Annotated in this window: 15 protein-coding genes and 1 pseudogene; 10 read left to right on the plus strand and 6 right to left on the minus strand. The window is 35.8% G+C overall.

The window, feature by feature from the left end; translation table 11 throughout:
* Positions 1 to 4 precede the first annotated feature (4 nt).
* Entirely contained in the window at positions 5 to 1,156 is a 1,152-nt protein-coding gene (gene rhlB, locus CDA10_RS10330) for an ATP-dependent RNA helicase RhlB (protein WP_089605525.1), read from the minus strand.
* A 106-nt stretch (positions 1,157 to 1,262) separates the two neighbouring features.
* The gene (locus CDA10_RS10335; RefSeq protein ID WP_004822370.1) at positions 1,263 to 1,475 is read right to left on the minus strand and encodes a cold-shock protein; all 213 of its coding nucleotides are present in this window, start codon (positions 1,473 to 1,475) and stop codon (positions 1,263 to 1,265) included.
* 377 nt (positions 1,476 to 1,852) lie between these two features.
* Between CDA10_RS10335 and CDA10_RS10340 the strand changes: the two genes are divergently transcribed.
* From CDA10_RS10340 to CDA10_RS10370, 7 genes and pseudogenes are all read left to right on the plus strand, one after another.
* Positions 1,853 to 2,092: a sulfurtransferase TusA family protein gene (locus CDA10_RS10340; protein ID WP_171333982.1), complete on the plus strand. Its 240-nt coding sequence runs from the start codon at positions 1,853 to 1,855 to the stop codon at positions 2,090 to 2,092.
* 138 nt (positions 2,093 to 2,230) lie between these two features.
* A complete protein-coding gene (gene rpoH / locus CDA10_RS10345; protein WP_010110901.1) occupies positions 2,231 to 3,100 on the plus strand; it encodes an RNA polymerase sigma factor RpoH in 870 nt (289 codons plus the stop codon).
* A gap of 148 nt (positions 3,101 to 3,248) precedes the next feature.
* Complete coding sequence (locus CDA10_RS10350; RefSeq protein WP_089605527.1) at positions 3,249 to 3,614, plus strand: DUF423 domain-containing protein; 366 nt, start codon at positions 3,249 to 3,251, stop codon at positions 3,612 to 3,614.
* Between the two features lie 45 nt (positions 3,615 to 3,659).
* Positions 3,660 to 3,857 (plus strand): sulfur carrier protein ThiS, encoded by a 198-nt coding sequence (thiS, locus tag CDA10_RS10355; protein ID WP_089605528.1) that lies wholly within the window; start codon positions 3,660 to 3,662, stop codon positions 3,855 to 3,857.
* A gap of 14 nt (positions 3,858 to 3,871) precedes the next feature.
* Positions 3,872 to 4,657 (plus strand): thiazole synthase, encoded by a 786-nt coding sequence (locus tag CDA10_RS10360; protein WP_089605529.1) that lies wholly within the window; start codon positions 3,872 to 3,874, stop codon positions 4,655 to 4,657.
* Between the two features lie 96 nt (positions 4,658 to 4,753).
* Positions 4,754 to 5,449, plus strand: a complete 696-nt coding sequence (locus CDA10_RS10365; protein ID WP_089605530.1) for a hypothetical protein — start codon at positions 4,754 to 4,756, stop codon at positions 5,447 to 5,449.
* Positions 5,446 to 6,150: pseudogene (locus CDA10_RS10370) on the plus strand (hypothetical protein). The gene CDA10_RS10365 and the pseudogene CDA10_RS10370 overlap by 4 nt, the downstream one beginning before the upstream one ends.
* Before the next feature lie 70 nt (positions 6,151 to 6,220).
* On the opposite strand, the gene CDA10_RS10375 reads toward CDA10_RS10370, so the two are convergent.
* The 3 genes from CDA10_RS10375 to CDA10_RS10385 form a co-directional block, all read right to left on the minus strand.
* Positions 6,221 to 6,541, minus strand: a complete 321-nt coding sequence (locus CDA10_RS10375) for a putative quinol monooxygenase (RefSeq protein ID WP_089605531.1) — start codon at positions 6,539 to 6,541, stop codon at positions 6,221 to 6,223.
* Positions 6,542 to 6,598: 57 nt separating this feature from the next.
* The gene (locus CDA10_RS10380; protein ID WP_089605532.1) at positions 6,599 to 7,180 is read right to left on the minus strand and encodes an NAD(P)H-dependent oxidoreductase; all 582 of its coding nucleotides are present in this window, start codon (positions 7,178 to 7,180) and stop codon (positions 6,599 to 6,601) included.
* 243 nt (positions 7,181 to 7,423) lie between these two features.
* Positions 7,424 to 8,035: a glutathione binding-like protein gene (locus CDA10_RS10385; protein WP_089605533.1), complete on the minus strand. Its 612-nt coding sequence runs from the start codon at positions 8,033 to 8,035 to the stop codon at positions 7,424 to 7,426.
* A 480-nt stretch (positions 8,036 to 8,515) separates the two neighbouring features.
* On the opposite strand from CDA10_RS10385, the gene CDA10_RS10390 reads away from it, so the two are divergent.
* From CDA10_RS10390 to CDA10_RS10400, 3 genes are all read left to right on the plus strand, one after another.
* Complete coding sequence (locus tag CDA10_RS10390; RefSeq protein ID WP_089605534.1) at positions 8,516 to 9,208, plus strand: LuxR C-terminal-related transcriptional regulator; 693 nt, start codon at positions 8,516 to 8,518, stop codon at positions 9,206 to 9,208.
* The gene (locus tag CDA10_RS10395; RefSeq protein ID WP_089605535.1) at positions 9,154 to 11,100 is read left to right on the plus strand and encodes a sensor histidine kinase; all 1,947 of its coding nucleotides are present in this window, start codon (positions 9,154 to 9,156) and stop codon (positions 11,098 to 11,100) included. Before CDA10_RS10390 ends, CDA10_RS10395 begins: the two co-directional genes overlap by 55 nt.
* Before the next feature lie 158 nt (positions 11,101 to 11,258).
* Positions 11,259 to 13,172 carry an ATP-binding protein gene (locus CDA10_RS10400; protein ID WP_089605536.1) on the plus strand — a complete coding sequence of 638 codons (1,914 nt, stop codon included), beginning with the start codon at positions 11,259 to 11,261 and terminating at the stop codon, positions 13,170 to 13,172.
* A 73-nt stretch (positions 13,173 to 13,245) separates the two neighbouring features.
* On the opposite strand, the gene CDA10_RS10405 is transcribed toward CDA10_RS10400, so the two are convergent.
* Entirely contained in the window at positions 13,246 to 15,717 is a 2,472-nt protein-coding gene (locus CDA10_RS10405; protein ID WP_089605537.1) for an ExeM/NucH family extracellular endonuclease, read from the minus strand.
* Positions 15,718 to 15,857 lie beyond the last annotated feature (140 nt).

The raw sequence follows: 15,857 nt of genomic DNA on the forward strand, positions 1-15,857 counted from the left end.
AGATTTAACAATAACCATCCAATCGAGTTAATGGCAATTTTTGACCAATGGCTTTTTCAATTTCTGGTAAATAGAAAGCATCATCTTCAGACAAGAAGCTAATACTTACACCTTGTGAACCTGCGCGACCTGTACGACCGATACGATGTACATAATCATCTGATTGCTCAGGTAAAGTAAAGTTCACAACATGCGATACACCATCCACATGAATTCCACGACCTGCAACATCTGTTGCAATCATGATATTGTGTTGACCATTTTTAAATTGATCCAACATTTTCAAACGCTTATCTTGTGCAATTTCACCAGAAAGCATGACAACCTTATAACCATCTGCTTTTAAATGATCGTACAGTTTACGTACTTGATCACGGCGATTGGCGAAAATCATGACCTTTTCAATCGGCTCATCGGCTAAAATCTGGCGTAATAACTTATATTTATCTTTCTTTTCTACCACATAAACACGCTGCTCTACGTCAGCATTGGTCTTCTTCTCAGGTTCAATTTCTACAGTAACAGGTTCAAATAACCACTGCTGTGCAAGATTTAAAACATCATAACTAAATGTTGCAGAGAACATTAAGGTTTGACGTTGTTCTTTACGTGGAGAGAATCGCACGATACGTTTTACTGATGGAATGAAACCCATATCCAATAAACGATCGGCTTCATCAATGACCAAGAACTCAATTTGATCCAACCAAATTTCTTTTTGTTCAGTAAAATCAATTAAACGACCTGGTGTCGCCACCATAATATCGACAAAATTTTGATTGAGTTGTTTCTTCTGTTTATCGAAATCTACACCACCAACCAAGGTCACAACATTTAAGTTGCTAAATTTCACTAAATCTTTGGCATCATTTTCAATTTGAATCGCAAGTTCACGAGTCGGAGCAAGAATAAGTGCGCGAGGTTCGCCACGGAATCTTTGTTCTTTAATTGGGTTATTTAATAAATCATTGATAATACTGACAAGAAATGCAGCAGTTTTACCTGTGCCAGTTTGGGCGCGCCCAATTGCATCATGACCAGCTAAAGTATATTTCAACACTTTTTGCTGAATCGGGGTCATTTCTTTAAACCCTAAAGCATCAATCGCTTGTTTAAGTTGCGGATGTAAATTAAGGGTTTCGAAACCTGATGACATAAATACGAGCTCTAACTGTAGGTATTTTGAATTGCGACCATTATAAACAAAAAACGCCCCAATTTATCAAAAATTGGAGCGCCACTTAAATTTTAAAAATTTAAGATTAGTCTAAAGGCTGAACTTCTTCAGCTTGAAAACCTTTTTGACCTTGAACAACACTGAATTCAACGCGTTGACCGTCACGAAGTGAACGATGACCGTCACCTTGAATAGCACGGAAATGAACGAAAACGTCATCACCGCCTGCGCGTTGGATAAAGCCGAAGCCTTTAGTGTCGTTGAACCATTTAACTACGCCTTGTTCACGAGCTGTCATAAGTTAATCCTCAGTTATTAAGAAAAAGGGACCACCCGGTGTTGCAAACAGCAGAGCAAACAAAGTTTTAAAATATTTTGTAATTTCAAAGCTTGTAATCATTCTGTAAAACTATTAACAAAATCCCGGTTACATCCATTTGTAATAGGGTCTAAAACAACAATTGTTTCTGATAAATCCCAAATACGCAACGAGCTTAACATGGGTGAATCACAATTAATAGAATTTTTTAGATAAATATGCTCTATTTTCGGCTTATTTTTTATTTCTCTTAATTTTAAGGCTAAATTAATCAGTAATATGACAAATCTGTTGGGTAGTTTTGTGATTTTTGTTAGACTAGATTCTCTTAAATAATGTCACATTTCAGGGTAAAGATGACTGATGCTTTAGGTAGAGCACCTATAGAAATAAATAGTATGGGTAAACCCTGTCCAATGCCTTTATTGATGTTGAAGCGTGCATTGAAAACGGCTGAGCCACATCAAGTTTTTTTACTCAAATCATCTGACCCACATAGTGAAATTGATATTGGCCGTTATTGTGCAATCAATCATTTGTCTTGTGAGTTGATACGGCATTCTGCAAACGAATTTCATTACTTAATTGAATCTTAATTATTTTCGATTAAAATCAAATTTTGCAAATGTGCATAAAATTTTACATTTCTATACCCAAATTTCCTTACTTATGTATGATATTCGAATTAAGATGAATACATCTGTATTAGAACGTAATTCCTATAAGGAGAACACATGAGTGACAGCAGCAATCAATTGATGCCCCTGTCCTTGTCTGCGCCTGGTGTAAATCTTGGTGCTTATATTAGCACTGTAAATCAGATTCCAATTTTGACGGCTGAACAAGAAAAAGAGTTAGCTGATCGTTATTATTATGATCAAGATTTAGATGCTGCAAAAATGCTAGTGATGTCTCACTTACGTTTTGTGGTTCATATCGCCCGCAGCTATGCAGGTTATGGTTTACCTCAAGGAGATTTAATCCAAGAAGGTAACCTAGGATTAATGAAAGCCGTTAAGCGTTTTGATCCAAACATGGGCGTACGTTTAGTATCCTTTGCTGTACATTGGATTAAAGCCGAAATTCATGAATATGTGATTCGAAACTGGCGTATTGTTAAAATCGCAACCACTAAAGCGCAACGTAAACTATTCTTTAATTTACGTAGCCTTAAAAAATCAAGCAAAAAACTGACGCTCGAAGAAGCAAAATCAATTGCTAATGATTTAAATGTGACTCCCGAACAAGTTTTAGAAATGGAAGGTCGTTTAACTGCCTATGATGCTGCTTTTGAAGCTCAAGGTGATGATGACGATGAAGGTTCAACACACGTTGCGCCTGCGCTTTATCTTGAAGATAATCGTTATGATCCAGCCCGCTTGGTTGAGGAAGAGGATTATGAAAATCAAAGTACCTCTGCCTTGCATGATGCGATGGAACAGCTAGATGACCGTTCTCGTAATATTTTACAACGTCGTTGGTTAGATGATGATAAATCTACGCTTCACGAACTCGCTGCTGAATATAATGTATCCGCAGAACGGATTCGTCAGTTAGAGAAAAATGCCATGGATAAAATTAAAGTGGCGATGTCATCAAACTAAGTTTTAAATAGTAATTGTATATAGATTTAATAAAAGGGCTAAACGCCCTTTTATTTTGCGCAAAGTTTGATTCTGTAAAGATTTAACCTTTAATCAAGTTTTGAAATTGTGTTAAGGTTATGCGCAAATTTATGCAGAGGCTTGGCTTATGTGGATTGCAATTTCAGCCTTAAATTTAGCTATTGCAGTCATCTTAGGTGCATTTGGCGCACATGGATTAAAAGCACGTGTAACTGAAGCCCAGTTGGCATGGTGGCAAACAGCAACAGACTATTTTTTCTATCATGCATTAGGTCTTTTGGCTTTGGCGATACTGAGCAAAGTGATTCCACAGCTTCCAATTAAAACCAGCTTTTGGCTCATTCAAGTTGGTATTGTATTCTTCTGTGGTTCGCTCTATCTCATGGCACTTGGTTTACCCCGTGGATTAGGTGCAATTACTCCAATCGGTGGTGCTTTGATGATCGCTGGTTGGTTAATGTTAGCGTGGAATGCGTTCAAATACGCAAAGTAAATATTTTTAAAAACATTATCATTTGCTTTATTGAATGGAATTTATATGCAAATTTTCTTAAATGGCGAGCCCAAAGAAACCACTTGCCAAAATCTTTTGCAACTTATTCAAGAACTTTCATTAGAAGGTAAACGATTTGCTGTTGAAATGAATGAAATGATCATTTCCAAAAGTAAATTGGAACACACCCATATTTCTGAACAAGATCGTATTGAAATTATCCAAGCTGTCGGTGGCGGCTAATTCGGAGCTCTCTCATGCAAGATTCCCCTCTCATTATTGGTTCTCGTACCTTCCAATCACGCTTACTGGTGGGAACTGGGAAGTATAAGGATATGCAAGAAACCGATGCTGCGATTCAAGCCAGTGGTGCTGAAATCGTGACAGTCGCTATCCGCCGAGTCAATATTGGACAAAATCCTGATCAACCGAATTTACTCTCAATCATTCCACCTGAGAAATATACGATATTACCCAATACCGCAGGTTGTTTTGATACCAATAGCGCTGTGCGTACTTGCATGTTGGCACGTGAGCTACTAGATGGTCATAACCTTGTTAAATTGGAAGTTTTGGGGGATGAGAAAACCCTTTATCCAAATATAACAGCAACATTGGCAGCAGCGCGTACTTTGATTGATGATGGTTTTGAGGTCATGGTTTATACCTCAGATGACCCTATTGTTGCACAAGAGCTAGAAAGCATGGGCTGTGTAGCAATTATGCCTTTGGGTAGTTTAATCGGCTCAGGTTTAGGGATTTTAAATCCACATACCATTTCAATTATTAAAGAAAATGCCAAAGTTCCTGTACTTGTCGATGCAGGTGTAGGCACTGCAAGCGATGCAGCTATTGCAATGGAGTTGGGTTGTGATGGTGTATTGATGAATACCGCTATTGCCGCTGCTCAAAATCCGGTACTGATGGCATCTGCGATGAAAAAAGCGGTTGAGGCTGGACGTGAAGCTTATTTAGCGGGTCGTATGCCACGTAAACGTATGGCAAATGCAAGCTCACCTGAAACAGGTTATTTCTTTAAATAAATAATAGTAATGATATTAAAATGCTACATAGAGGATTCTTCGGAATCCTCTTAATATGTTAGGATCATAAAAGCTGTTTGATAACTGATATACATCATGATTAAAAGAATAAATGCTGTCTTTCTCTTAACGACTTGCTCATCCATTTGTTTTGCAAATCAAACGCCTTCTGCTTTAAAAAAATTTATTCCTAACAACTGGGAAATTCTGTCTCAAGCCCATGGTGATCTTAATCAAGATAGGATAGAAGACACGGCGCTCATTATCCAGCCAAAAAATAAAAATCAGCAACAACGAAAGCTTTTAGTGCTGTTCCAATCACACCTGCAATCTCATCAGCAACTACAACTCAAACTGACTCGAAATATTCCAAACTGGACTTATCGCTCAGATGAACAATGTCTCGAAGATGCTTTAGATGAATCTGCTTTGACGATCAAGAATCAACGCTTAGACTTACAATTCAACACCTCACCCGCTTGCTCAAATAGCTATGGTTTCCTATATACCTATGGTTTCAAGTTGAAAAATAAGCAATTTCGCTTAGTCGGATTTGATGCATATGCACTGGATAAAATAAGTGGCAAGCAAGATGAAATCAGTCTTAATTTTCTGACAGGTAAAGCCAAACTCACCACTACCCCAAATATCTTTGCTGAAATTGAAACACCTGCAAAAGTCATTTGGAAAACATTAAAATCGACTTCAAACCATACCTTAGAAAATATCCCTTTTGATAGTGATGAGTTTAATCATTATTTTAGCGTTAAATATATAGGAGAAAAACCATGAGTATTTATAAGCACTTGCTTTTTTTCTGGATCTTAGCGACCGGATCAAGTTTGACCTCGGCAAATTCTAATATCAAATCTGATTATCAATCCTTTATTCCCAAAAACTGGAAAGTTTTAAAAAAAGTACAAGGTGATTTAAATCATGATCATCTCGCAGATTTAGCCTTAATCATTGAAAATACTGACCCGAAAAATATAGTCAGTAATGATAATTTAGGCAGTTCTAAACTGAATCTTAATCAGCGAAAATTGTTGATCCTCTTTAAAAATAGTCAAGGTTATCAGCTAATTGAAACAAATACATCGCTTTCTAGTGAGGGTGATATTGAATCGCCCTGCTTGGCAGACCCATTGGGTGAGAATGATCCATTGGAAATTAAAAATGGTTTAGTTAAAATTGCTCTGCACTATTGGCTAAGTTGCGGCTCTTGGTATGTCACTAACCATAGCTATACTTTTCGATATCAAAACCAAGTATTTAAACTGATTGGTTATGATAATGATGATTTCCACCGTGCTTCAGGTGCTACTACGGAACAAAGTATTAACTTTCTCACAGGAAAAGTTAAAAACACCTCGGGTGGAAATGAATTTGCTGAAGAGAATCAGCCCATTGACATCAAATAGAGTAAACTTAAAAAAACCTACTCACTTCGCTTAGAACAAGTAAAATTTAATGAATACTATGAATTTGAATAAAAATATAGCCTCAAATGAGGCTATATAAAACGTTGCGCTATATGATAAATAACCATTAAATAACAAAGTTTTAAATAAAAAGACCTTTTTCTAGAATGCGTATTTTCACATCAACAACATCATCTTTAACTTCTAATTGATAAGCCTGCATATGGGCTGTTTGCATATGGGCATTTAAGTGCTCTATGCTTTCCCAATATTCCAACATAGTAATGACATTGGTATCTTTAGCTTGAAAATTCACATTAAGATCGACGTCTACAAGTAATTCATAACCATGACAACCCTGTTCTGCTAAAACAGTGGGTGTTATTTTTTCAAAAGCGTTGATCACTTTTGTTTTATGTTCTTGTCCTGCATGTACACGGATTTCAGCAATAATCGTTAACATAGGAAATTCCACCTAAAATTTTTATCTTTAAATAACAAGAGAATGTGTAAATATTGTTTAAGAAAATACTTTTTTTAAGTGGTCACGATATTCATCTTCATACAAAGGCACATTCGGTTGCTTAATCACATCGTTAGCAATAAACGTATCTAAAGTTTGCATGCCTAAAAACTGATTGGCTTTATGGAATGGTAAATAAACACCATCCACCCCCACACCATGGAAAAATTGTTCAGGATCATCAAAGGCTTGCATTGGCGCATTCCATGTCAAAGACAACATATATTTTTTGCCATGAATCAAACCGCCTGAACCGTATTTTTTCTCAGCATCTGAACGTGTACGACCATCACTGGCATATAAACTGCCATGCCCTTCTGTAAACACATCATCAATATATTTCTTAACGGTCCACGGTGCACCCATCCACCAACCTGGCATTTGATAAATTACAACATCTGCCCAAAGATATTTTTGAACTTCTTCTTGAGCATCATAATCGCTATCGGCACGTGTCACTTGAATGGTGTGTCCAAGATCAGATAAAACTGTCTCGGCCAACACAGCCAAAGTATCGTTTAATTCGCCATTTGAATGTGCAAATGTTTTAGCGCCGTTTACAATCAGGATGTTACTCATTTTTAATCTAACTCTATTTATCAATGACGCAACTATAGCGATTATTTTTATTGTTAAAAATGCAAGTTTAAGCAAATAATTATTGATTAAAAATCAATAATTATTTTGATTTTATCTTATGAGCCGATCTTTATTAAAAAAAATGGAGCACTAAAGCTCCATTTTCAAATCATCTAAAGCTGAATCAATTTAGCTTCCTAAGCTCCTAGCTTATTAGATGCTTTATGATTACTTTTATATCAATTAAGGAATTAAACCTTCATCACGCATCGCGATTTGTACAGATTGACGTTCAGCGACTTTATTACGTAAAGCGACAATATTTGTAAATGGTGTCAGATCATGATGAATAGAATTTGACCAATTTGTCAGTACAAATAAATAAGCATCGGCTGGGCCAAAACGATCATTCACCAAGTAATCGTATTCTGATTCACCTAGATAATCGTCGATATAACGCAACATTTTATCAATGGTCTCATAGCCTCTTTTTTTTTCTTCTTCTGTTACAGTTGGTACAAAGAAAACAGCATACTCATCATGTAATTCAGAGTTTAAATAACCTAGCCATTCCAACACTTTGGCACGTCCTAAGCCTGATGGAGGAATTAAATCTTGTTTTGGATCATGTTGTGCAATAAAAGGAAGTACAGCAACATTTTCAGTTAAAACCAAGCCTGGATTGATTTCTAAAGCAGGCACATAACCTTTTGGATTAATTTCATAATAGTCTGCTCCTTTTTCTGTTTTATGTGTTTTTAAATCAACACGTTCTATATCAAAATCAACATTAATTTCGTTGAGCAAAATATGGGCAGCTAAAGAACATGCACCTGGAGAATAATACAACTTCATATCTAATCCTTGTTATATGACTGTTTCAGTTTTAAATGGCTTATTGACCAATTTCAAGTTTTAAAACGTGAAAATTGCAAATAAGCGTAAAATTTATAAATAAGATACAACTTGAATATTCAATAAAATGAATACTTTTTCAAGTCAAAGTTGTCTAATTGTTGTTTTAACATACACATCTTTAAAAATGATGAAAACTTTAAAAAATACTCAGAAAAAAAGAAGGTTTTGGTACTTTATTTATACAATTTCAAATAGTGCAATTTGCTAAAAAATAAGCCATAAAATTGTTAAATTTTTCTCACAAATTAACCATATCAATGTCTATTTATCAATAAAAGCGATTTAATTAGAACGCATTAGCACAACATTTTTTAGAAAAACTTACGTTTCTCAATCAAAATACCTATTATCAGGTATAGATAAAATCATCAATACCTGAAAAAATGTGCGAATAAACATTGATGAGTTTTCTACATCATGAACAATGAGTTAAGTTTACCTGTTCCAGTCATTATTGTAGAAGATGAACCTCTGATACAAAAAAGGCTTACGGATATATTAATCAATATTGGATATTCAATATCAGATTTATATTTTGCCCAAAATCTAGCTCAAGCCAATGAGCAACTACAATTATATTCTGCATCATTTGCACTTGTTGATTTGGGATTACCCGATGGGAGTGGTATTGATTTTATTGAAACGTTAAAAGATTATGATCCAACCATCACCATTCTTGTTATTTCAGCATGGAGTACAGAAGACTCTATTCTCAATGCTTTAAGTGCAGGTGCGACAGGTTATGTACTAAAAGAAAGAGATGATTTGGAAGTTTCTTTGTCTATTCGTAGTGTACTTCGTGGTGGTGCACCTATTGATCCATTCATTGCTCAAAAGATTCTAAAACAATTACAATTTAATGAAAAAAAACCTGTTAATAAAAATTTAAGTGATTCAAAATTAACAAATAATAATAGTGTTCTTTCAAAACGAGAATTGGGGATTTTAGAACTCGTTGCACAAGGTTTAAGTAACAAAGAAATTGCGGATCAACTTACATTATCACGATACACGGTTGAATCTCATATTAAACATATTTATCGGAAACTTGCGGTATGCAACAGAGCCAAAGCAATCGACACAGCTCGAAATCTTGGAATACTCTATTAATATTACAGTGTATTGTTTTTATTTGTATTTTTTTTAGTTTTGCACAAAATTTATTTGCTGAATCATTATTAGAAACCGATTTTAATAATCACAATAATCCATGCGCAGTGAAAATTCTAACAACACAAGTTGTTAAAGCGAATAAAAATTTAGCGCAAGTCCCTCAACAAGGTTGGCAAAACGTTCAATTACCCGATAATTGGGAAAACCGTTGGCCAGGTTATTCAGGCTCTGTTTGGTATCGAATCGTTTGGGAGTATCGATGTCGTGATGGTCAAGAGAAGCGTCCATTGGCCTTACTTATTGACCGAATCATTATTGCAGGGATTGTATATAGCAATAATGAACTAATTTGGCATGATAAATCTCTTGTCAAACCTTTATCACGCAGCTGGAATATGCCTCGTTTTTGGATTTTACCATCAACATCATTAAATCAAGGTCGCAATGAAGTTTTAGTCAGAGTAGTGGGCGTCGCAACGCAGAATTCAGGTTTAGGTATTGTAAGTATTGATAATGCTGAAAAAATAAACAATATGCATGAAAAATTGATGTTCGAACGTAGAACGCTTTATTTTATTAATTTACTCATTACACTCGTTTTTGGAACAACTAGCTTTTTAATTTGGTTATTTAGACGCAGAGAAATTGCTTTTGGCTGGTTTGCTTTAAATTGTTTATTTTGGGCACTGTTTGTTAGTAACTTACTCATCACAGAACCCTTTCCTTTCACTGACAGTTTAATTCACTCTCGTTTAAATCTTATTTTTTTGGTGGCTTATGCCTACACACTTTGTCTATTTGTTTGGCGCTTTGCTAATGTCATATTTGCGACTGTAGAAAAAATATTACTTACTTTAACCCTTGTAGTTACGATCATTTTATTACTAATTCCAGATCAATATCTATCAATCGCACTAAACGGTGCTTTTCTCTATAGCACTATTACTTTTGTTTCGAATTGTATTTTTGTTCAATGGATTGCATACAAAAAACGTAAATTTGATATCTATTTACTCGCAATCGTATTCTTGTTATTTATTATTATTATTTGCCATGATTTGTATTTACTACAATCAAAGCAATTCAATAAACTGATGTGGACGCCATTTGCAGCGCCAATCACCAGTTTAGCAATTTCATTTATTCTTGCTTGGCGTATTGCAAAAAATATGCGTCATATCGAAAAATTTAACCGTACATTGAAAGAAACTGTTGAAACAGTCACTTTTGACTTAGAACAATCTTTGGATAAAAAACATCAACTCGAAATAGAAAATATGCGTTTACAAGAACGTTTAAATCTAGCGCACGATTTACATGATGGTTTAGGTGGCTCAATCGTTCGTTCTATGATTTTACTAGAACATTCTGAAAAAATTGAAAAACCTCAGGTTTTGTCCATGTTTAAACTCTTACGAAATGATCTAAGACAAGTGATTGATTCAGGTTCTAGTATCGGTGCCAAAGTGCCAGAAAGCCCGATCATGTGGGTTGCACCTTTACGCCATCGTTTCGTACAACTCTTTGAGGAAATGGATATTCAATCGACTTGGACGCTTGCAAATCAATGGGAGTTGATCCCACACCCCTTACATTGTTTAACATTGTCACGTGTCGCTGAAGAAGCGCTCACCAATATTATTAAACACAGTCAGGCAACAAAGGTTGAACTCTCTTTAGTTGAAGATGATTCGCAACGGCTAATTTTAGAAATTAGAGACAATGGCCAAGGCTTTATTGCGACTACCGTTCAACAAGGTTTACATGTCGGCTTACAAAGTATGCAGGTTCGTGTGAAAAGGATTGGTGGAGAATTTGAGATTCATTCTGAAACCGGCTTAACTGTGATTCGTGCCATTGTTCCTCAAAAACCAAGAGGTGTAACGTAAAGAACCAAGAAAGCTTTAATACACGAAATAACAATACATTCATATTCCCATAAATTGTGTATATTATATACAAGGCATTATGACGATGAATCAGTGATGCAAAACGACAATCCAACTTAAGCATTTTCAAAACTTTTACATCTTTGGAGAAAAGTTAAATGCCCAAAGACCAGCGTACTATAAAATGTAGACAATATCATTGGATGATCTACATTGGTTTCATTACGCTGTCACTCTTGATGACAATAAAAATATATGCCAATGACGCGCTGAGCCAAGAAAACTTAAATTGCCAAGCCATCATTTCCTCAATACAAGCCATCAAATCAAATGCTAATCATATTAAAGCTTTACCAAAATCTGGCTGGGTGGATATAAAAAAGCTGCCCGACTACTGGGATAAAAGATGGGAAAATTATCATACAAGTGCTTGGTATAAAGTTAATTGGGAATACCAATGTCCAAATAAACAAACAACAACACCAATCACCTTAGTCATTCAAAATATCAATATGGCTGGAGAAATCTACTTAAATCATGAGTTTCTCTGGAAAGACCAAAATTTAGCAGAACCACTCTCCCGAAGTTGGCACACCCCTCGTTACTGGATCCTACCTGCATCTAGTTTAAAGCATAGTGAAAATGTCCTTTGGATCAAAGTGATTGGTACGCCTACCCAAAAATCCGGTTTAGGGCAGCTTTTTTTGGGTGAACATACTCAAATGAAGAAGATTTATGATCGCAGCTTGCTTGAAAAACGTATTTCACCCACTCTAAGCTTTATTATTAATTTTATTATGGGCATTTTTTGCCTTATGGTCTGGGTTGTTAATCCAACAGAAAAAGCATTTAAGTGGTTTGGTTTTGTTGGAATAGGCTGGATGATCTATGTATGGGGAATGATGCGACAAGAACCCATATTTGGCTTATCCAGTATCAATTTAGATCGTATTTGTATCTCAATTTTTTGTTTTTCCACCGTATCAGGTTGTATCGCTGCATGGCGTCTTGCCAATAAAAAATTCCCATATCTCGAATTAATTTTATTCATTTTTTGTGGATTATCAATCTTGTGTATATTCTTTTTGCCACAGCAATATACACCTAAAATATTGAATTTTATCTTTATAAGCTGCGTGATTATTTTCTTATTAAAGTGTCTAACTTATCCCTTTATCGCCTATCAATCCAAATTAAAAGAAACCTATGTCTTAGCTATTCAATATCTAGTTTTTATTCCAATCGTGATTAATGATGCAATTTATATCATGACACTCAAAGGTCATATTTTATCGCCATACACCTCTCCAATTGGTACTTTATTGATTGGTTTTATACTTGCATTTAGACTTGCGAATAACACGAAAAGTATTGCTCATTTTAATAAAACACTTGAACAGCGTATTATCCAAGCTAAAAATGAACTTTTAAGCTCCTTAAAGAATCAACATCAACTCGCTTTGGAAAATGCGAAATTACAAGAAAGAGTCAATCTTTCCCATGATCTACATGATGGATTAGGTGGTTCAATTTCTCGTTCCATGATGCTACTTGAAAACCACGATCACATTGAAAAAAAACAAATGTTGTCGATTTTAAAATTATTGCGTAATGATTTAAGACAGACTATAGATTTTGGCTCCTGTTTAGATACCAAAATCCCAACAGGTCCTATTCAATGGGTTGCGCCATTACGCCACCGTTTTGTGCAATTGTTTGAAGAGTTTGAAATTCAGTCCAAATGGATCTTAGCTGAAAACTGGCAAACTCCCCCGAATGCACTTCAGTGTTTAACCATGGCTCGTATTGCAGAAGAGGCTTTAACCAATATTATTAAACACAGCCATGCAACCCAAGTTGAGTTTTCTCTCACTGAAAGTGAACAGTTTTTAATTTTAAAAATTTCTGACAATGGTATTGGCTTTGATCCTGCACAAGTAGAAACAGGTTTACATGTTGGATTACACAGTATGCAACAACGGGGTAAACGGCTTGGCGGGGTATTTGAAATAAACTCTCACCCCAATCAAACCATTTTAACCGTTAGCCTGCCATTTCATTTGACGACATAAAAAAGAGAAGCTTTTACACTTCTCTTGATCCAACTATGCCAGCTGGTTATTGGCTTAAATTGCTCATTCAAAATTATCTTTTATGTCGAGTCAATGCAGATCCTAACGTCAATAATATCAATCCCAGTAAAGACCATAAACCAGTACTTCCACCATTGGTATCTTTAGAATCCGTTGGTGAATCGGTGCTATTTGAGTTCGAATCACTCAAATCAAGGTCAATAATGACAGGATCATGATCTGACGATCTAAATGCATCTGCATTATAAAATGCAGCGATTTGTTCAGTCGTTTTGTATTCTTCATTGTAGTCCAGCGCAGTGGGTTCATCTGCATTGATATGCCATGCAAAAGCACGTTTCACCATCGGATATAGGCTTGAATCTGCAATCGCATGATCTAAATTCCCTGCGCCACCATTGCCATTTGCATCGCTTGCCACACCAAAAACATAGCTATAAGCAGTTTTACCTTGTCCAACTTTTTCATCATTGAGTAGTGTTTTATAGTTGGCTTTTTCTAAGGCCAAAATTGGATCTTCTTTGGCATAACTATTCATATCGCCCACCAATAAATAGTTAGGCTTCTCAACTTTAGTTGGATTGGTTGCGATCCATTGCATTAACTTTTGTACAGCAGTTAAACGCGTCGAATTCCAACACCCCTGTCCATCGCCTTGATCTGCATCTACCAAAGTCTTGTCTTCTGGGCAACTTCCTTTAGATTTCAAATGATTCGGTACAATGGTAAAGATTTTTCCGCCCGATAAAGCTTGGAAACTTTGCGCCATCGTGACACGATTTTTCTGAGTTAAATCATCATAAACTACAGCTACACCCACAGGTTTTACTCGCTTGCTGTTATAGATAATAGCAACAGCGATTACATCTGTTCCTAATTTTGCAGTATTTGGTGGAATAACATATTTCCAATCTGCACCTAAAGCTTTGGTTAAGTAAGCAACTGCACTATTTTCAGCATAGCCATTATTTGCAATTTCCATCAAGGCAAAGACATCAGCATCGATGGTTTTGAGCGCATTTACCGTTTTTAAATGCTGACGATTAAACTCTGAAACTGTATTGGCACCTCGATCAGGTTTCACCCCAATTAAAGGCGAATTGTCATAATTAAGAACATTAAACGCAGCTACACGGGTTTGTTTTGTTTCTTTTGTAATGACAGTAGAATGACGTGGATTGGTATCGCTTACAAGCTCTGGTGTCTTATTTGGAATTGGTTGAATACGCCACGCATTGAAGCGGTATTCTAAAATCCCTTCTACATTTTTCAGTTGATAGCCTGTTCTTAAGGTATTCAATGCATTAAAACTTTGCGGCAACCACGGCGTTCTATTTTGATTGTTATAACCATCATCTAAAATAATTTTTGACAATAGATTCTGTTTTGCCAAATTTACCGCTTCAACTGACTTGGCAGGATATAAATTGGTTGGAATATATAGACGTCCTAAACTGAGCGATAATTCTCCAAAACGTCCATAATTGTAGTTTTCACTGACTGTTAACGTTTGCGGTATTTTCACCAGCATGCCTTGGTAACGCTTAGGTACATGACCTTTTGCATCCGTTAAGCTTGAGAATGGTAATTGCAGTGGCGTTGCACTCACGAGACTCGCAGCTTGCGTATTACAGGTTTGAATATTACTGCTTAGCTGATCTATTTGTAATTGGTTTTGATAGGTTGTTAAACGCCCTTTGAGAATGACTTCCTCGCCGACTTTTCCACCAGTTACAGTACTTCCAGCAGGTAAATAAACAAAGATTGCATTGCTTAAATCCGCTTTGGCTTTGCTATCAGGTGTTTGAATATATAAACCTGAAAAACCATTTTCATAACGATAATCCGCCGTAATGACGCCACGAATCACATATTGTTGATCCTGTGCTGCTGTTTGTAAATCTGCGATTGGTGTATCCACAGTGCTACAACTAACTGAAGTTAATGGCGGAAGTGTTGTTGCATCAGTCAAATATTGATTGAATGCATTGCGCTCTGACCACTTTGACCATTCGTTGTCTAAGTCAAATGAAGCAGACGGATCAATTGAAGTCACATCATTTGTTTTTTTAATTCTGCTTAGGCTATTTTGATAACTTGTGATCGCTGTGCCCCAACCGTTATTTGCAGGTTTCTCCCCAACTCTACCAAAACGGTCAATTGGCGTACCTTTGTATAACAGCACCAAAGTATCATCACCATTGAAAGATAAGCCTGCTACTTGATTCACTTTATTGCCAATCTCTGCTTGCAGTTCTGAACGACCAATAACAAATTTAGCCTTACTGGACAATGAACCTTGTAAAGTTACAGAAAAACTTTTACTGGTTGATCCATTGCTAAATTGTTGAATTTCATAATCAGATAAATTGACAGCACTACCATCAGGATTATAAATCTCTAACCCCTTACGGTTTGCTGTGCCGTCAATATATTGGCTAAACATAAGCTGTGCATAGCTTGGAAATGAGCAGCCTAATAGCGCCAGACTGAGGCATAAATGATGCGGTTTTAATATTTTCATAATTTTTTTAACATTTGTTGAAATTTAAAGCAGATTAATTTTTATTAATGACAGCGTGGTGAATATTTTATGACAATTTAACATCTATACAGAATATATTCAATTTATCTAAAGATTGGATAAAAAATTTGACTTGCCCC

Source organism: Acinetobacter piscicola (assembly GCF_002233755.1).
Classification (GTDB): Bacteria; Pseudomonadota; Gammaproteobacteria; order Pseudomonadales; family Moraxellaceae; genus Acinetobacter; species Acinetobacter piscicola.